Annotated in this window: 11 protein-coding genes; 3 read left to right on the top strand and 8 right to left on the bottom strand. The window is 65.0% G+C overall.

What is annotated here, in order from left to right:
• Positions 1–91: 91 nt before the first annotated feature.
• Genes MRBLMC3_RS07175 through MRBLMC3_RS07195 form a run of 5 tightly spaced genes read right to left on the bottom strand, consistent with a single transcriptional unit; the run spans position 92 to position 6,636 of the window.
• The gene (locus MRBLMC3_RS07175) at positions 92–1,453 is read right to left on the bottom strand and encodes an HlyD family type I secretion periplasmic adaptor subunit (protein WP_363827154.1); all 1,362 of its coding nucleotides are present in this window, start codon (positions 1,451–1,453) and stop codon (positions 92–94) included.
• Positions 1,453–3,141 (bottom strand): type I secretion system permease/ATPase, encoded by a 1,689-nt coding sequence (locus MRBLMC3_RS07180; RefSeq protein ID WP_363827156.1) that lies wholly within the window; start codon positions 3,139–3,141, stop codon positions 1,453–1,455. The genes MRBLMC3_RS07175 and MRBLMC3_RS07180 overlap by 1 nt, the downstream gene beginning before the upstream one ends.
• On the bottom strand, positions 3,138–4,304 hold the full coding sequence (locus MRBLMC3_RS07185) for a glycosyltransferase family 4 protein (RefSeq protein ID WP_363827159.1): 1,167 nt from the start codon (positions 4,302–4,304) through the stop codon (positions 3,138–3,140). Before MRBLMC3_RS07185 ends, MRBLMC3_RS07180 begins: the two co-directional genes overlap by 4 nt.
• Positions 4,301–5,635 carry a pectate lyase family protein gene (locus MRBLMC3_RS07190; RefSeq protein WP_363827161.1) on the bottom strand — a complete coding sequence of 445 codons (1,335 nt, stop codon included), beginning with the start codon at positions 5,633–5,635 and terminating at the stop codon, positions 4,301–4,303. The genes MRBLMC3_RS07185 and MRBLMC3_RS07190 overlap by 4 nt, the downstream gene beginning before the upstream one ends.
• Complete coding sequence (locus MRBLMC3_RS07195) at positions 5,632–6,636, bottom strand: sulfotransferase family protein (protein WP_363827164.1); 1,005 nt, start codon at positions 6,634–6,636, stop codon at positions 5,632–5,634. Before MRBLMC3_RS07195 ends, MRBLMC3_RS07190 begins: the two co-directional genes overlap by 4 nt.
• A gap of 201 nt (positions 6,637–6,837) precedes the next feature.
• On the opposite strand from MRBLMC3_RS07195, the gene MRBLMC3_RS07200 reads away from it, so the two are divergent.
• Positions 6,838–8,163: an O-antigen ligase family protein gene (locus MRBLMC3_RS07200; protein ID WP_363827167.1), complete on the top strand. Its 1,326-nt coding sequence runs from the start codon at positions 6,838–6,840 to the stop codon at positions 8,161–8,163.
• 37 nt (positions 8,164–8,200) lie between these two features.
• Here MRBLMC3_RS07200 and MRBLMC3_RS07205 read toward each other — a convergent pair whose 3' ends face one another.
• A complete protein-coding gene (locus MRBLMC3_RS07205) occupies positions 8,201–9,181 on the bottom strand; it encodes a 2OG-Fe(II) oxygenase family protein (RefSeq protein WP_363739662.1) in 981 nt (326 codons plus the stop codon).
• Positions 9,182–9,451: 270 nt separating this feature from the next.
• Between MRBLMC3_RS07205 and MRBLMC3_RS07210 the strand changes: the two genes are divergently transcribed.
• Complete coding sequence (locus MRBLMC3_RS07210; RefSeq protein WP_363739663.1) at positions 9,452–11,725, top strand: GumC family protein; 2,274 nt, start codon at positions 9,452–9,454, stop codon at positions 11,723–11,725.
• A gap of 56 nt (positions 11,726–11,781) precedes the next feature.
• Positions 11,782–12,456: a response regulator transcription factor gene (locus MRBLMC3_RS07215; RefSeq protein ID WP_363739665.1), complete on the top strand. Its 675-nt coding sequence runs from the start codon at positions 11,782–11,784 to the stop codon at positions 12,454–12,456.
• A gap of 16 nt (positions 12,457–12,472) precedes the next feature.
• On the opposite strand, the gene MRBLMC3_RS07220 is transcribed toward MRBLMC3_RS07215, so the two are convergent.
• Together MRBLMC3_RS07220 and MRBLMC3_RS07225 are read right to left on the bottom strand one after the other, a co-directional pair.
• Entirely contained in the window at positions 12,473–12,973 is a 501-nt protein-coding gene (locus tag MRBLMC3_RS07220; RefSeq protein WP_363739666.1) for a flavin reductase family protein, read from the bottom strand.
• A 475-nt stretch (positions 12,974–13,448) separates the two neighbouring features.
• Positions 13,449–15,710 carry an NADP-dependent malic enzyme gene (locus tag MRBLMC3_RS07225; protein WP_363739668.1) on the bottom strand — a complete coding sequence of 754 codons (2,262 nt, stop codon included), beginning with the start codon at positions 15,708–15,710 and terminating at the stop codon, positions 13,449–13,451.
• Positions 15,711–15,789: the final 79 nt, after the last annotated feature.

Genomic DNA, 15,789 nt, shown 5'->3' on the forward strand with positions numbered 1-15,789 from the left:
ATTCCTTAGCGGGAAACCGTGCCGGGGCGGTGGGGTCTTAGGGATAGCGCCTACGTCTTCGGGAGTGCGCCAATGGGTGTAGGAATGGCTCCTATTGCTCCCGGAAGGACCGCCACATCGTATCGGTGAGCGGGTCGATCATATATTGCAGCGCCGTTCGCCGCCGCAGCGGTACGACCACCTCCACCGGCATGCCCGGCTTCATCGCAAAATCCCCTTCGCGATAATCGCGGATCAGCGCAATCTGATCAGGCGCGATCGTCACCTCCCCCAGAAAATAGGCGATGCCCGTTTTCTCCTCTACGAAGCTGTCGGCGGACAGGCGCGTCAGCTTGCCCTCGATGATCGGCAGACTGCGTCCAGGAAAGCCGGCGAAGCGGATCTCCGCCTTTTGCCCCACCGCCAGATCGTCGACGTCGGTCGGAGAAAAGCGGGCCTCGATCACCACGGCGGAAGCGCGCGGCACGATGTCCATCAACGTCTGCCCGGCCGCGATAACCCCGCCGATAGTGTGCACGCTGAGGCCAACGACCGTCCCGCTCACTGGCGCGCGGACCTGCGTCCGGGCCAGTTCGTCCCGCGCAGCACTCCATTTCGGCAGCACATCACCCAACAGCGCTTCGGTATCGCGCAGGTCGGAAGTGACCTTTTCCTGCAGATTCTGCTTCGCCTCCAACGCCTTCAGCCGCGCCTCGCCCACCATGTTGGCGGCACTGTCGCGCGCCGCGCGCAGACGGCCTTGCTGGCCGACCAGATCCGCCTTCGCCCGCTCGAGCGCCCGGATGCGCGTCTTGCTGACAAAGCCCTTCTCCGCCACGGTGCGCAGGCTGTCCAACTCGTCGGTGATGAGCCGCTCCTGCTCGATCACCGACGCGACCTGTTCACGATAGCCCACCGCTTGGGACCCCGCCTGACTCCCCTCATGCATCGCCACGCCCTGCTGCGTGCTGAGCAGCGCCGACCGTGCAGCCATCTGCGCCCGCTGCGCCCGCAGGGCGGCCTGCGCATCGGCGCGGTCGTCCCCCGTCAGATTGCGGAACTCTACCGGCACCTCCATGCCGGTTCCGGCCTGTTCGGCGCGCAGGCGGGCGCGTTGCGCGATCAGCCAGATCGCCTGGGAAGCCAGCACCCGTTCCTGCGCGGCGACGGCGGGCGCGGCGAGCCGGATCAGCACCTCGCCCTGCCGGACTGCCTGGCCTTCCTTGACCAATATGGCCGCAACGATGCCGCCGTCACGATGTTGTACGCTCTGCCTCTGGCCTGCCACGGTCGTGCGCCCAGGCGCCAGCGCCGCGGCGTCCAGTCGGGCGAAGGCCGCCCATCCCAGAAACAGCAGGAAGAAGGCGGCGGCCACCGCCAGCCCGCCCCGTATCTCTGATCTGGGATCGGCCGCCACCGCGGACCGCCCATCCGGCGAAGGCAATAACAGGGGCTGCGTCGTTCGCATCAGCATCAGCCCACTCCCGCGACCGGCGCGGGGCGGGGCCGGGTCAATGCGCCCAGCACCTGATCGCGCGGCCCGCTCATTCGCATGCGACCATTGTCCAGCACCAGGATCCGGTCCGCCGGACCCAGCAGGCCGGTGCGATGCGCAGTCACCATGATCGCCGCCCCTCGCGCCTTCGCCTTGGCCAGCGCGGCGACCAGTTGCGCTTCGCCGTCAGAGTCGAGATGCGCATTGGGTTCGTCCAGGATCAGTACGGCCGGATCGCGGAACAGGGCGCGGGCCAGCGCGATGCGTTGCGTCTGGCCCATGGACAGGCCCATCCCGCCCCAGCCCAGCATCGTGTCATAGCCCTGAGGCAGGCGCAGGACCATCTCATGCGCGCCACATGCCTGCGCCGCCGCGATGACGTCCGCATCGATGCGGTCGTCCATGTCGGGATCTGCAAAGCGCGCGATATTGTCGCGGATCGACCCCGCAAAGAGGGAAAGCTGCTGCGGCATGTAGCCGACATGCACGGCCAGCGCGTCGCCATCCCATTGCGACCGCTCAGCCCCGTCGATCCGGATTTCGCCCTGGTCGCAGGCGATGGCGCCCGCCACCAGCCGCACCAGGGTCGATTTTCCCGCGCCGCTGGCGCCAATCACCGCGACCATCTCGCCGGGGCCGATCGCAAAGGACAGGTTGTTGAGGATCAGCCGCTGCGAATGCGGATCCTCTATGGTCACGCGCTCCACGTCGACCCTGCCCTTTGGACGGGGCAGGCCGGTTTGCGGCACATCGTCCAGCGCGCCGTCGATCCAGGCCATGATCTCCCCATGGGATGCCCGCGCCGCGATTATGCTGCGCCAGCTTCCCACAAGCTGGTCGACCGGCGCCACCGCCCGGCCCAGCAGGAAGGAGGAGGCAAAGATCGCGCCGCCCGAAATCTGCCCGTCTATGGCCAGCAGCGCGCCCAGTCCCAGCGCCCCGGATTGCAACATGTTGCGCAGAAAACGGCTGGCCGCCATGCGGCTGCTGGCGGCGAAGCTGGCTTCTGCCTGCCAGGCGAGCATATCCTCCCGCTCGGCCAGATGCCGTCGCACCATCGCGCCCTGCATTCCCAGCGCGCGCACTGCTTCGGCCCCCTGCATCGTCTGTTCCTGACTGCTGTAGGACAGGTTCGCCGCGGCATTGGCGCGGAACAGGGGCTGGTGCGTTGCCCGGTCGCTCGTCCAGGCGACGGCGACCAGCACCAGGCTGCCCAGCAGCGCCATCAAGCCGATCAGCGGGTGGATGAGCGCGCAGACCAGAATATAGATTGGCGTCCAGGGAGCATCGAACAGCGCGAACATGGCCGGGCCGGTCAGCGTCTGGCGAAGCTGGTCGCATTCGCGGATCGGCTGGCGACTTCGACGGCCGGCCCGGTCGGCAGGCTGTTGCCGCAGGGTCGCTGCAATCAGCGTCCGCGCCAGCCGGCGGTCCAGCCCGATGCTCGCCCGCACCAATATGCGCGAACGGATATATTCCAGCAGCGACAGGGTGGCATAGGCCAGCAGCAGCGCCAGCGTCAGGAAGGCCAGCGTCGTCCCGCCCCGCGTCGGCACCACCCGGTCATAGATTTGCAGCATGTAGAGCGTCGGCGCCAGGAACAGCAGATTGGCGAGCGCGCTGAACAGCGCCGCCCACAGGAAATGCCGCCTCACCACCGCGATCATGGCCGCAACGCTTTGTAGATGGCGCTGACCTGCGCGCAATGGGCCGCTTCGCTGAAGCGGGCGCGGGCATTGACCTGCGCGCGCAGGGCCATGGCATCGGCGTCGCTCCCCTCGATGCAGGCCCGCGCCAGCGCATCGGCATCGTCCGGTTCGACAAGCAGGCCGATGCCGCCTTCCAGCGCCTCCACATTACCACCGGATCGGGCGGCGACGATGGGCGTGCCGACCAGCATCGCCTCCACCAGCGTGCGCCCGAACGGCTCGCCCACGGCAGGCACGACAAGCCGATCGCAGGCCGCGATCCAGAAGGGTCCGGGCGTGCGATAGCCCATCAGCTTCACCCGGTCCTCCACGCCAGTCGCCGCAATCCGCTTGCGCAGGGCGATGTCCATGGCGGGCACCCGCGCCTGCCCGAACATCAGGCCCATGACGGGGCGCGGGCTGATCTCCCCCATCCGGGCGATCATGTCGACGAAAAGCAGGGGCCGCTTCCTCGGTACGAAAGCGCCGAAATAGCCCAGCAGCAGCGTGTCGTGCGGTACCCCCAGTTCGCGGATCAGCGCCTCGCGCGCCTTGCTCCGGTCCACCTCCAGCGTCGTGTCGAAGGGACTGTGGACCACCGAGGCGCGCTTCCGTGCCGACCAGAGACCGGCGGGCGGCAAGGCGAAGGACGATACCGCCAGCACCCGATGCGCCAGCGCCGGCGCGAGCAGACGCAATCCCAGCGCTCCGGGATCGCCGCGATGGTGCCAGATCAGCTTAGCTCCGGCCAGTCGCGCCGCCAGGGCCCAGTTCGCGCTGCTCCGCCCGTCATTGACGTGAACGATGTCGATCCGGTTTCGCCGCAGGAAGCGGGCGCGAGGTAGAACGCCGGTCAACGTCCGGGCGAATTTGCGGGCGGTGAAGGCCTCGCCCGGCACGAACAGCCGCTGGGCACCCGGATCGTCCATCTGCTCATGCCCGGCGAAGAAATTGGCGATCATGCCGCCCGGCACCTCGGTCACCACCACCGGACGATATAGCGCCCGATCCAGATGCTCCATCAGCCCGCGCACCGAAATATGGCTGCCGCCGATGCTGTCGCCGGAGAAGGGGAAGCAGATGCGCAGCCGATCATCCTGTGCCGCGACTGCCGGTTGCAGGGTGGGCGAAGGCGCGTTCATGGCGCCGCCGCGTCCATCAGTTCGCGCGCGCGCTGGTCGAGAAACTGGTCGAGATTGGCCAGCCCGTCGCCATCGGCATCGGCCCAGGGATCGGCCTTGCGGGGATCGGCGCCGTGCTCCGCCTCCCACCTGTCGTCCATGCCGTCCCCGTCGGCATCGGCATAGGGCGTCCCCGGCCCCGGTTCGTCGATCATGCCGGGCTGCTTCACGATATGCCCCTTGCGCTCTCGCACCTGCTTGACGATCCGCCTGTCGAACGGGTCGCGGGGAAAGGCGCCAGCCTCGGTCAGCACCGCCTTATAGGCCGCATCCGCCGGTTCGGCGGCGATGGTCGGCGGGCAAGGCGGCCTGTCCACCTCCGCCTCCTTCAACTGCGGCGACAGATGAACGAAGTCGCCGTCGAAGCGATTGTCGGCCAGATAGACCCTCGCCCTTCCCTTCGACCCCATGAGATTGCGCGCAACGCCGACGGTGTCCGGCCGGGTGTTCTTCCCCGCAATGAAATTGTTGCCGATCAGGGAGACGGGCACGCCGCCGAAACTTTCCCAGATTTCGGCAAATTCCGACTGGCCGTTATAAAGGATATTGTTGATCACCTCCGCGCAGGAACCTGGCGGAAAGTTGAGGTCGGGATTGCGGTCGCCATTATGGGCGCAGATATTGCCAATGAAGCTCAGATGCTGCGGCCCCTTGGGATCGCTCGCCAGCAGGGCGCATTTGTCGTGTCGCGGAATGCCCTCGGCAAAGATCGAATGGCTGATGGTGATCCAGTCATTGTCGCCATAGCCGTTGATCAGTTCGTCTCGTGCCCAGCTTGCGCTCACATGATCGACGATGACCTGACGGCTGTTTTCGATGGTGAAACTGTCTTCCGACCCGCGGTGGGTGCCGGTGCGGTCGTTGCGCACGCGGACATGACGGATGACGATGTCGTGCGTGTTCTTGATGAGGATCGGGGTGCGGCCTTCCTCGCCGCCAGCATGTGCAATGACGATACCCCCGCCCGAGGCGGTCTGGCCGGCTATGGTGAGATAGGGGTTGGCGATGACCGGCGGCCGGCTGGTGAAGCGGATGGTTCCGCTTACCCGGAATATGCAGACGCGGGGTCCGGTGGCATCGATGCAGGCGCGCAGGGAGCCTGGCCCGCTGTCGGCCAGGGTGTCGACGGCGATGATCCGCCCGCCGCGCCCTCCTTTGGCCGCAGCGCCATAGCCCACCGCGCCCGGAAAAGCCGGCTCGCCCTTTACCGGCTGCGCCTGCGACTCGCTGCCCGCACCCGAACAGCCCGCAATCAGGATGGTCAGCAGCATCCCGGTCAGTCGCCGCCTCATAAGACATCCCCACTGCGCAAGGCGTAGCCATAGCGCCGCAGCAAGGGCGCACAGAACAGGGTGAACAGCCGCTGCTTCCAGCCCGGCATCTCCCTCTTCCACTTGTCGTCGCCCCTGATCGTGAGTGCCTTCTGCATGCGATGGCGGCTACCCGCGACCTGATGCTGCGGCGTGAAGGGGGCAAGATCGGTTGCCGGTAGATGCGGCGCTTCGCCCACCAGCGCGACGATCCGCCCGATCGTGCGGCGCGGGTCATCGACAAAATCCTCGTAACGCACGCGGATGCTGCGCTCCGCCCCGACCCGGCGACAGAGAAGTTCGGCCGCGATGTTCACCATTGCCCAGCGCAGAGCGGTGTAGAGCAGGGGTTTTGGCCGCAAGTCGCGTTGCACCCCCTTCTCGACGCTGCGTCTGTGTCCTTTCATCAGCGACCAGGCCACGCCACGCCCGTCACGCACCACATGCACGACGTGCAGGTCGATGCCAGGCATCGCCGCCAGCGCGAAGGCCCGTCCCGGCAATTTGGACGAATCGACCAGCACGGCCCGCCCCGAAGCCAATGCCATGCCGCGCAGCAATTTCACCGTCTGGCGCCCATGGTCCCGCCACCCCGGCAGCCGCAGCAGCCGCGCTGGCGCCAGCAGGGTCTCCGTCCGTTCCTGCGCGCGACGGTAACGGTCCAGGAAGCCCTGGGGTTCGCCCTGGGTCCATCGCGCGACGATCGCCTGCCATTGCGGGCATTCCCGCACCTGCGCACCGCAGGCGCAATATTCGCCCTTTTCCCAGACATGCCGCGCCAGTGTGGTCACCTCGCCCGCGCCCATGATCATGGGATGCTCGCCCAGCGCGATGTCCAGAAGGGTCGTCCCGCTGCGTCCATAGCCGGCCACATAGATCAGCTTGATGGCGGATTGCTGCGCAGCGGGCGACGCGGACATCGCGGCTTGCCCGGCCTTTGGGGGCGGTTCGCTGTTGCGCAGGGGCAGTGTCGCATCGGTCACCAAGGTCATCCTTGTCGCGCGAGACGCCCTGCCGATCCGGCGGCGCTCGGTGCCGTTATCCCGTCAGTCGCGAGGTCATTTCAACGGATCACAAGGCTGATCCTCCGGCAAATTCGGATAGGCGAGCTGGCTGGAATCGCCCTGCATCCTGCCCCGAAGGGCGTTTGCGCGGCGGCGGCGCGAGGCGCAGCTTCCGGGACCGTGACGACTCTCGCCAGCCCTTCCCCTTCTGCGTCCGCCGCGATCGCCAGGCCGAATATCCTGGCCGCGCATGAGCAGACATGGGACAGGATCGCGCGTTCCTCCCTGCTGATCGCGATCTTCCTGAGCGGCTGGGGCCTGTTGCGGGTCGGCCAGATCAACCTCACCTTTTCCGATATCTTCTTCCTCCTCAGCTTCATCATTTCCGCCCTGCGCGGCCGGCTGAGCGTCACGCCTTTCCGCTCGCTCACCCCCTTCTGGCTGGCTGGGCTGGTGATGATGCTGGGCGGATTGTTCATCGGGTCCATCATCAACGGCGATCCGCTGCGTTGGGTGAACATCGCCCTGCAATATACCGTCGCCTTCCTGTGCATTCCGATCCTGCTGATGCAGCAGGAGGAAGGCACCATCCGCAAGGCGCCGCTGATCTTCATGCTGGGCATCACCTGTTCCGAAATGGTGGGCATCACGGCCAGCTTCTTTTTCACCTTCCACGAGACCCTGCACTGGCTCGGCGACGGCTTCATCACCGGCAACGGGCGGCTGGGTTCCATGGCGGGCCAGCCCAATCCCAATGGCGCGGTCGTCGCCTTCTCCCTCCCGATGCTGCTCTATTCGATGCGCTTCCGGCTGATCGGGGGCCTTGGCGGGGTCGCCTGCCTGATCCTGCTGCTATGGGGCCTGATGCTGAGCGCGTCCTTCACCGGATTTTCGGCCTCGCTGCTGGCGATCTTCACCACATTGCTGCTGATGGGCGTGCGCTACATCTTCCGGCTGGGGCTGACCGCCGGGGTCGCCGCCGCGCTCTTCTTCGCCAGCGGCGCCCCGTTGCCCAAGGCATTTCAGGAACGCGTCGGCAATGCGGTGGAGAGCGGCGACATCAATCAGGCGGGGACATTCCTCAACCGCTCGCAGCTCATGGAAGAAGCCTGGGGATTCGCCGAAGACTATACCGTCATCGGCATGGGCGTGGACCGCTATCGCGAACTCAGCGCCTATGACAATCCGGTGCACAACCTGTTCCTGCTGATCTGGAACGAGGGCGGAGCGATCGCCTTTTGCGGGCTGATCATGCTGCTGGGGCTGATCGGGTTGCTGGCGGTGAACGGGCTGCGCGTCAACCGCGACAAGGGCGCCATGGCGGTGGCGGTGGTGCTGGTGTTCCTGATCTACACCCTGTCCTACCCACATATGTATTCGCGCATGTGGATCATGCCGGTGATGGTCGCGCTGGCGACCATCTACGTACCCCGCAGGACCGCGCCGGACTCAGCGGCGTTGATTTATGCGCGGCCGGTGGGCCCTCAGCCCCTGCCGGAGCTATAGGCCGGCAAGTTGCTGCCATTAAGCGGGCCGTGCTCCATCAGGCTGCCCCGATCAGCAACGTCACATTGTCGGTCCGAGGATTGCGGCCGCCGACCTGTCCCGGCTTCTCCACATGCAGCACGCGATGCAGCACATGCCGCACGCCATAGGCCTGCGTAGCCATGCTGCCGGGAAAGACCGCCAGCGTCGCCCGGTCGATCGGCAGATCGATCCATCGTCCATCAGCAAAGACCTGTGTCAGCATCTGCGACCGTTCGCCGCAAAGCGCCGAAAAATAGCGGTGGTCGAAATGCGCACCCTCGATCAGCGTTTGATCCGGCGCGATATCCCGGCGGCGGTCGCCATGCAGAAAAAGCCGGTTCAACCGCCGGAGCAGCCGCCCCACGCCCGGCGCATCGGCCAGCATCCCGTAGAGGTCAGACAGCCCGCGCAGACTGAGCACGCCCGCCGCCTGCCACCGTCTTTCGTCCAGGCCACAGCCCGCCCGGCCCCACCGCCCCAGCGAATTGCGGGCGAGCGCGCCCAGACGGTCGAAATCGCCTGCACTTTCCTGATATTTCAGCCTCTGTACCACGATCTGCATATCGCTGGGCGGCATGCCATCCGGCGCGAGCGCCATCATCAGCCGCCGGCCGATCGACCAGCATTGGTCCAGAAGCGCGGGACCGGGCGCATAATGGCGCCTGCCCTGCACGAAGGATGGGGGATGCATGGTGACAGGATCCTCTTCCTGCCCGCGCGATAACGCCATTTTCCGAGCGATATAGCCGTGATGCCCAGGCTGGAAATAGAAGAGATCGCCGAGGCTGGCCGTGATGTCGCCGCTGCCGTGATAATTGCGGGCGATGTCGACCAGCGGCGCTTCCCAGGGCATCTGCTCATCCGGATTTTCCAGCAGTCCCTGCCACAATTCGGCGAGGACGTCGGGACAGCGCACAAGCACCGCAACATGGCCCGCACTGAACAGCCGGGCCAATGAGCCCGGTTCCAGTTCCTGATATGCATGCTCCGCAATCATGTCCCGGTCCCCTCGTGCGGAGCGTTCTTATCCTTGATCAACTTTCGTTCAAGGACGCGAAATCGACGATCCGGAATAGCCAGACATACATCAGAAATGTCTAGCCGGAGCATGAGGCCCTATCCTGTTCCGAAGGGTTAGCACCTATGCGCATCATCGGTCCCCGATGCGCTTTTGCTCTCTTGCGCAGCAACCCGCACTATCGATTCCATTGGGGACAGCCCTGACGACGGGGCGCGTCTGCGCGCCCGATGCGATTGGGAGACTATCATGGCGTCTGCACAGCTCACTCTGGTCGATGGCGTCGCATCAGGCGGCGGAGCGGAAAAGCCGCGCGACCTGTCGTTCGAGTTGCAGCAGATGTCGGCGCGCCAGATCTGGTTTCTTCTCCGCCGCCATATGAAGCTGGTGGCCAGCATCGTCAGCGCGTGCGTCGTGGTCGTGCTGATCGTGCAGTTGCAACTGCCCAATCGTTATGAGGCGACGGCGACCGTGCAGGTCGAGCTGAACGATTCCACCGGCTCCAACCAGGCCGATGCCACCCGCAACCAGCAGCGCGTCGCCAATGAGGCGCGCATGTATCGATCGCAGGCGCTGGCGGAACAAGTGGTGCGCGACCTCAACCTGAACCGCAACCCGGCCTTTACCCATGGCGTGCAGATGACGGTGCAGCAGGCCGCCGTGCAGCTGACGAAGAACACTCGTGTGGTCAGCTCCACCGATTCCGACTTCATCGACATCATCGTTCAGTCGCGAAAAGCCGAACTGGCGGCGCGCATCGCCAATCGCTTCATCGACAGCCTGCAGAAGATGCGCTCGCAACGCCGCCAGACATGGCGCGATGGCCTCAGCACCGCGCTCGACAAGGAGACCAAGCGCCTCGCCCATGAGGTTGAGCTGGCGGAACGCGCCGTCGCTGATTTCCGCCGGCAGCATCTGATGCCGATGGGCGCGGGGAGCGCGGAGGATTATCAGCAGATGAACCGGATCGCCGTGGAGGCAGCATCCACCGCCGCGATGAGCAGCGCCATGCAGGCGCAGGCAGCCGGCGTCAGCCGGGCCGCGAGCATGCGGACGGTGGCCGGCGCGAGCTCGCCTGCGCTCGACAATCTGGCGAAGCAATATGACGACCTTATCCGTCAACGCTCCGAAATGTCGGTCCAGATGGGCGCAAACCATCCGCAGATGCAGGCGCTCTCCGCGCAGATCGCCCAGGTGGGAAGGGCTCTCATCCAGGAGCGCGGCGCCGTCGTCGCAACCCAGCAGACGAAAAACGACACCGATGCCGGGCGCGAGCGGGCCATGGCGCTGGCGGAGGCAAGTGCCGCCTCCGCCCGGGCAGGCCAGTTGCAGGCGAAGCTCAACGCCATGACCGGCGCAGCTTTCCGCAACAATGCCAATCTGGTGGACCTTTCCATCCTCGACCGTCGGGCTGAGGTAGCGCGCCAGGCTTATCTGACCACGGCCCAGCGCGCCCAGACGGTGCAGTCGGAATTGCAAACCACCGGCGTCAACTCCACCATGGTTTCTGCAGCCGCCGTGCCGCTCCAGCCAGTCGCGCCCGCACCCAAGAAGATGGCCTTGGCTGCGTTTGTCGGCTCCTCCGTCCTGGCTTTCCTGATCGTGCTGGGGATCGAGATGTTCGACAACCGGCTGCGCAGCGGCGAACAACTCCGCCGCCTCTTCGCTCTGCGGACGCTGGCGATGCTGCCGAAGCTGGAGGATTCGATCGGCACGACGATCGAGGACAATCCGGTGATCACGCAACCGCAATCGCTGTTCACCGAAGTCGCCCGCAACCTTGCCAGCGAGATCGAGGAGTTGCCGCATCAGGGGACGAGCCAGCGGGTGCTGGTGACATCGCCGCTGCCCGGCGACGGCAAGTCGAGCGTCGCGCTGACGCTGGCGGCAGCCGCCGCATCCATGGGGCGCCGCGCCATCGTTGTCGATCTCGACCTGCGCCGCCCCGGACCCAGCATCCTGCGTTCGATCCAGGACAGTTCCGACACGCCCGACCTGATCGAGGTGCTGACCCATAGCGGTGAAAGCCGCCGCCTGATTCCCCAGGCCGAACCCCATGTCGACCATGATGCGGCCAAGGGTGCAGCGCCGGTCGCGCTGATGCCCGTCGTTCTCAGCACCCGGGAACAGATCCGCAATCCGGCCGCCGTCGTTCAGGGCTGGCAGATCGGCCAACTGCTGGACGATCTGCGCGAACGCTTCGACCTGGTCGTCATCAACGCGCCGGCCATCCTGGCCGTACGCGACGCGCGCACCCTCTCTTCCCTTGCGGATTCGACGCTGATGGTCGTGCGCTGGGGACATACGACGGTCGAACAGTTGCGCGCCTCGCTCCAGATGGTGAACAATCAGGTGGTCGGCGCCGTGTTCAACCAGGTCGATTATGAGGAACATGCCCGCCGCGGTTATGGCGACGCGGTCCAGTTCTACATGGGATCTGCCGCTTATTATTCCGACAGCTTCCCCATTCGGCCCAGCCTGGCAGAGCGCGTCCGTAACCTCTTCACCCGCAAGGCTGCATGAGTCGCCTGCCGCCCCTGGAGGAGGCGCCATCGTCTCCTTTTGGTTTCGAAAGCGTTATGATCAAAGAGGATCCGCCCCGTCTCACCTTGCTGATCCTGGACGGGAGCCCGCTGCGTCGCGCGTGCATGGCCGTCGCGCTGGAGGCGGCAGGCGTCCGGATATTGCAGCAATCCAGCCTGGATGATTGGGAAACCCACGATCCACCCGACATCGTCCTGCTCCAGACCGGCGAATCCGAACTGGAAAATGCGGCCCTGCCGCTGCAGATCGCGCAGGCGAGGCAGCTATGGCCGACAGCCGCGATCCTGGTCATCGCGGACCATGGCAATGAAGCATTGATGCAGACGGCGATTGCGGCCGGGGCGCAGGCGCTGTTGCGATCCAGCACCGGCATCGTCACCATGCACCGGGTGCTTTCCCTGTTGAAGGAGGGGCTTTCCGTCTATCCGGCCGCGATCGCCGCCGCCTTGCACCTGCGCCCGCCAGACAAGACCGACGGTCTGACCGAGCGGATTGCGCTGGCAGTCGACAGGTTCAAACTGCTGACCAAAAGGCAACGCGACGTGCTGCGCCTGCTGGCGCAAGGCGCCTCCAACAAGGATATCGCCCACCGGTTGAACATCAGCGAAAGCACGGTGAAAGTGCATGTACGGGCCATCATGACGGCGAACGGCGCGTCCAACCGCACGCAGATCGTCGCCCATCTTCTAAAGGGCGACGACCAAGAGTAACAGAGCAAGCAGCCCATCAGCTCAGATGGGCGAATTCCCCATAGCCGCCCTGGAAGAAAAGCAGCGGCTTGCCGGGCGTTTCCACCTCCAGCGCAATGACCCGGCCCAGCACGATATAATGGTCGCCGGCCTCATGCACGGCTTCCAGCCCGCAATCGATCCACGCCACCACCCCGTCCAGTATCGGCGAACCATTGGCCGAAACGCGATGCGTCACGCCAGCGAACTTGTCGTTCGCGCCCTTGGCCGAGAATTGCTGGCAGAGCGGCTTCTGGTCGCTGGCAAGGATATTGACGCAGAATTTCCCCGCCTTTTCGATCCGGGGCCAACTTTGCGAATTCTTGGCCGGGAAAAAGGCGACCAGCGGGGGATCGAGCGAAACGGAGGTGAAGGAGCCGACGACCATGCCGGTGGGCGCATCATCACCTGACACCGCAGTCACAACGCAGACTCCGGTCGGATAATGGCCCAGCACGCGCCGGAACGTGCCACTATCGAACGCTATGGCTTCACTCATCCGCACTGACCCCAGAGGAGGAAAATATCGACACTGATCTTCATCATCGCATCTCTTCTAAACCTGGCGGGGCATGACAAGCAAATCCCGCTGATACGCTCACGAGTTTTCCTTTTCCGGAACCTCGAAGCGCCATCTTAAGCCGCCATGGCGCGCATCAGCACGGCGCGATCCTGATTCATCCGCTATGCGATATTGCTGCAATCCATCGACGCTCGTCTGGCGCCGTCGCGGCATGAAACTATGACGAAGGGCAGAACTTTGATCGATCTGCAGGCCCATAATGAGATTGCAACCGCCAGATCTTCCTGATCGAGGCATTGGCCCATTCAATGCGGCGGCTGCAGGCAACGGGTTGCATTCCCCTGGCTGCAAGGAGGCAGCCTCGCCGCATCTGGCAAGGCCGCCTGTCCTTTTCCTCAAAGGGACCAGGCCCCTATTCCCTTTTTACCCGCCATTCCGTTCCGCAAGGGGCTCAGACCGCCACACCGGCGGAAGCCAGCACCGCCAGCGTCAGCAATTCCGAGGCGTTGGACGCCATGGTTGCGATCTGCACCGACTTGTCCATGCCGACCAGCATCGGCCCGATCATCGTCGCGCCGCCCAGTTCGCGCAACAGCTTGGCAGAGATATTGGCGGACTGAAGACCCGGCATGACCAGGATATTGGCCGGGCTCGACAGGCGGCTGAAGGGATAGTTCTTCATCACCGTCGGGTTGAGCGCCGCGTCGACCGTCATTTCACCTTCGAATTCGAAGTCGACGTTCCGCTCTTCCAGCGCCTTGATCGCGTCCCGGACATTGTCGAGGAAACTGCCCGGCGGGTTGCCGAAGTTGGAATAGGACAGGAAGGCGACACGCGGATCATGGCCCATGCGGCGGGCGACGGCGACCGTACCCTCCGCAATATCGGCCAGTTCCTGCGCCGAGGGACGCTCATTGACCGTGGTGTCGGCCAGGAACACCGTCTTGTCCTTCGTCACCAGCACATGGATGCCGAAGGGGGTACGGCCCGCCGCCGGATCCATCACACGTTTCACCTCGCGCAATGTCTGGGCAAAGGGCCGGGTCATGCCGGTGATCATCGCGTCGGCATGGCCCATCTTCACCAGCAGCGATCCGAAGATGTTGCGGTCCCGGTTCACCATTCGCTCGCAATCGCGGCGCAGATAGCCGCGGCGCTGCAACCGCTTGTAGAGCGTGTCGACCATTTCCGGCACCAGCGGCGAATTGACGCTGTTGTGCAGTTCGAAGCTCTCCGGATCCTGCACGCCCAGTTCCCTGAGCTTGTCATGGACATTGGCGCGGCCGACCAGCACGGGAATGCCATAGCCCAGTTCGCGGAACTGGATCGCGGCGCGCAGCACCACTTCCTCTTCCGCCTCGGCAAAGACGACGCGTTTGGGATTGGCCTTCGCAACTTCATAAGCGGTGGTGAGCACCGAGGTCGTCGGGTTGAGCCGTCCCTTGAGCGACTGGCGATAGGCGGCCATGTCCGCGATCGGACGCTGCGCCACGCCGGTTTCCATCGCCGCCTGGGCGACCGCGGCCGGCACCAGTTCCATCAGGCGGGGGTCGAAGGGTGCGGGAATGATGTAATCCGGTCCGAAGCTGTGCGAACGGCCATAGGCCTTGGCAACTTCCTCCGGCACCTGCTCGCGCGCCAGTTCGGCGATCGCCTTGGCAGCGGCCAGCTTCATCGCCTCGTTGATGCCGGTTGCCCGCACGTCCAGCGCGCCCCGGAAGATGAAGGGGAAGCCCAGCACATTGTTGACCTGGTTCGGATAGTCCGATCGTCCGGTGGCGACAATGGCGTCGGGTCGCACGGCCTTGGCGTCCGGCGGCAGGATTTCCGGATCGGGATTGGCCATGGCGAAGATGATAGGCTTGTCCGCCATGGACTTCACCATATCCTGCGTCACGGCCCCGGCGACCGAGAGCCCCAGGAACACGTCCGCACCCTTCACCGCTTCGGCCAAAGTGCGGGCGTCGGTCTTCACCGCATGGGCCGACTTCCACTGGTTCATGCCCTCGGTGCGGCCTTGATAGATCACGCCCTTGCTGTCGCACATGATCACATTGTCATGCTGGACGCCCAGCGCCTTGATCAGTTCGGTGCAGGAGATGGACGCGGCGCCCGCGCCGTTCACCACCACCTTCATGTCCTTCATCTCGCGCCCGGTCAGCATCGCCGCGTTGATGACGCCCGCCGCCGCGATGATCGCCGTGCCGTGCTGGTCGTCATGGAAGACCGGAATGTTCATCCGCTCCTTGAGCGTTTGTTCGATGATGAAGCATTCCGGCGCCTTGATGTCCTCCAGGTTGATGCCGCCAAAGGTCGGCTCCATCAGTTCGACCGCATCGATGAACCTGTCGACATCCTCCGTCTTGAGCTCGATGTCGATGGAATCGACGTCGGCAAAGCGCTTGAAGAGGACGGACTTGCCCTCCATCACCGGCTTGGACGCCAGCGCGCCCAGATTGCCGAGGCCCAGGATCGCCGTGCCGTTGGAGATGACCGCGACCAGATTGCCCTTGGCGGTATAGTCATAGGCCGTCGCCGGGTCCTGCGCGATGGCGCGCACCGGCACGGCGACGCCGGGCGAATAGGCGAGCGACAGGTCGCGCTGGGTCGCCATCGGTTTCGACGCGATGATCTCGATCTTGCCGGGGCGTCCCGTCGAGTGGAAGAACAGCGCCTCCCGCTCTGAAAATTCGACGTTCGACTTCTCGGTCATGGCGGCGCGCCCCCTATCTATGCAACAATGAGGAGGCCCTAGCGGCAAGAATATCTTGTGGGCAAGTGCGAGAAGCGCA

Origin of the sequence: Sphingobium sp. LMC3-1-1.1 (genome assembly GCF_040676285.1) — a bacterium.
Lineage (GTDB): Bacteria > Pseudomonadota > Alphaproteobacteria > Sphingomonadales > Sphingomonadaceae > Sphingobium.

What these genes read in the sequence shown, in the direction of transcription:
- MRBLMC3_RS07205 (WP_363739662.1), bottom strand. Translation starts at nt 9,181, where the DNA reads ATGATTGCGGAGCATGCATATCAGGAACTGGAACCGGGCTCATTGGCC.
- MRBLMC3_RS07210 (WP_363739663.1), top strand. Translation starts at nt 9,452, where the DNA reads ATGGCGTCTGCACAGCTCACTCTGGTCGATGGCGTCGCATCAGGCGGC.
- MRBLMC3_RS07220 (WP_363739666.1), bottom strand. Translation starts at nt 12,973, where the DNA reads ATGAGTGAAGCCATAGCGTTCGATAGTGGCACGTTCCGGCGCGTGCTG.
- MRBLMC3_RS07175 (WP_363827154.1), bottom strand. Translation starts at nt 1,453, where the DNA reads ATGCTGATGCGAACGACGCAGCCCCTGTTATTGCCTTCGCCGGATGGG.
- MRBLMC3_RS07190 (WP_363827161.1), bottom strand. Translation starts at nt 5,635, where the DNA reads ATGAGGCGGCGACTGACCGGGATGCTGCTGACCATCCTGATTGCGGGC.
- MRBLMC3_RS07180 (WP_363827156.1), bottom strand. Translation starts at nt 3,141, where the DNA reads ATGATCGCGGTGGTGAGGCGGCATTTCCTGTGGGCGGCGCTGTTCAGC.
- MRBLMC3_RS07225 (WP_363739668.1), bottom strand. Translation starts at nt 15,710, where the DNA reads ATGACCGAGAAGTCGAACGTCGAATTTTCAGAGCGGGAGGCGCTGTTC.
- MRBLMC3_RS07215 (WP_363739665.1), top strand. Translation starts at nt 11,782, where the DNA reads ATGATCAAAGAGGATCCGCCCCGTCTCACCTTGCTGATCCTGGACGGG.
- MRBLMC3_RS07185 (WP_363827159.1), bottom strand. Translation starts at nt 4,304, where the DNA reads ATGAACGCGCCTTCGCCCACCCTGCAACCGGCAGTCGCGGCACAGGAT.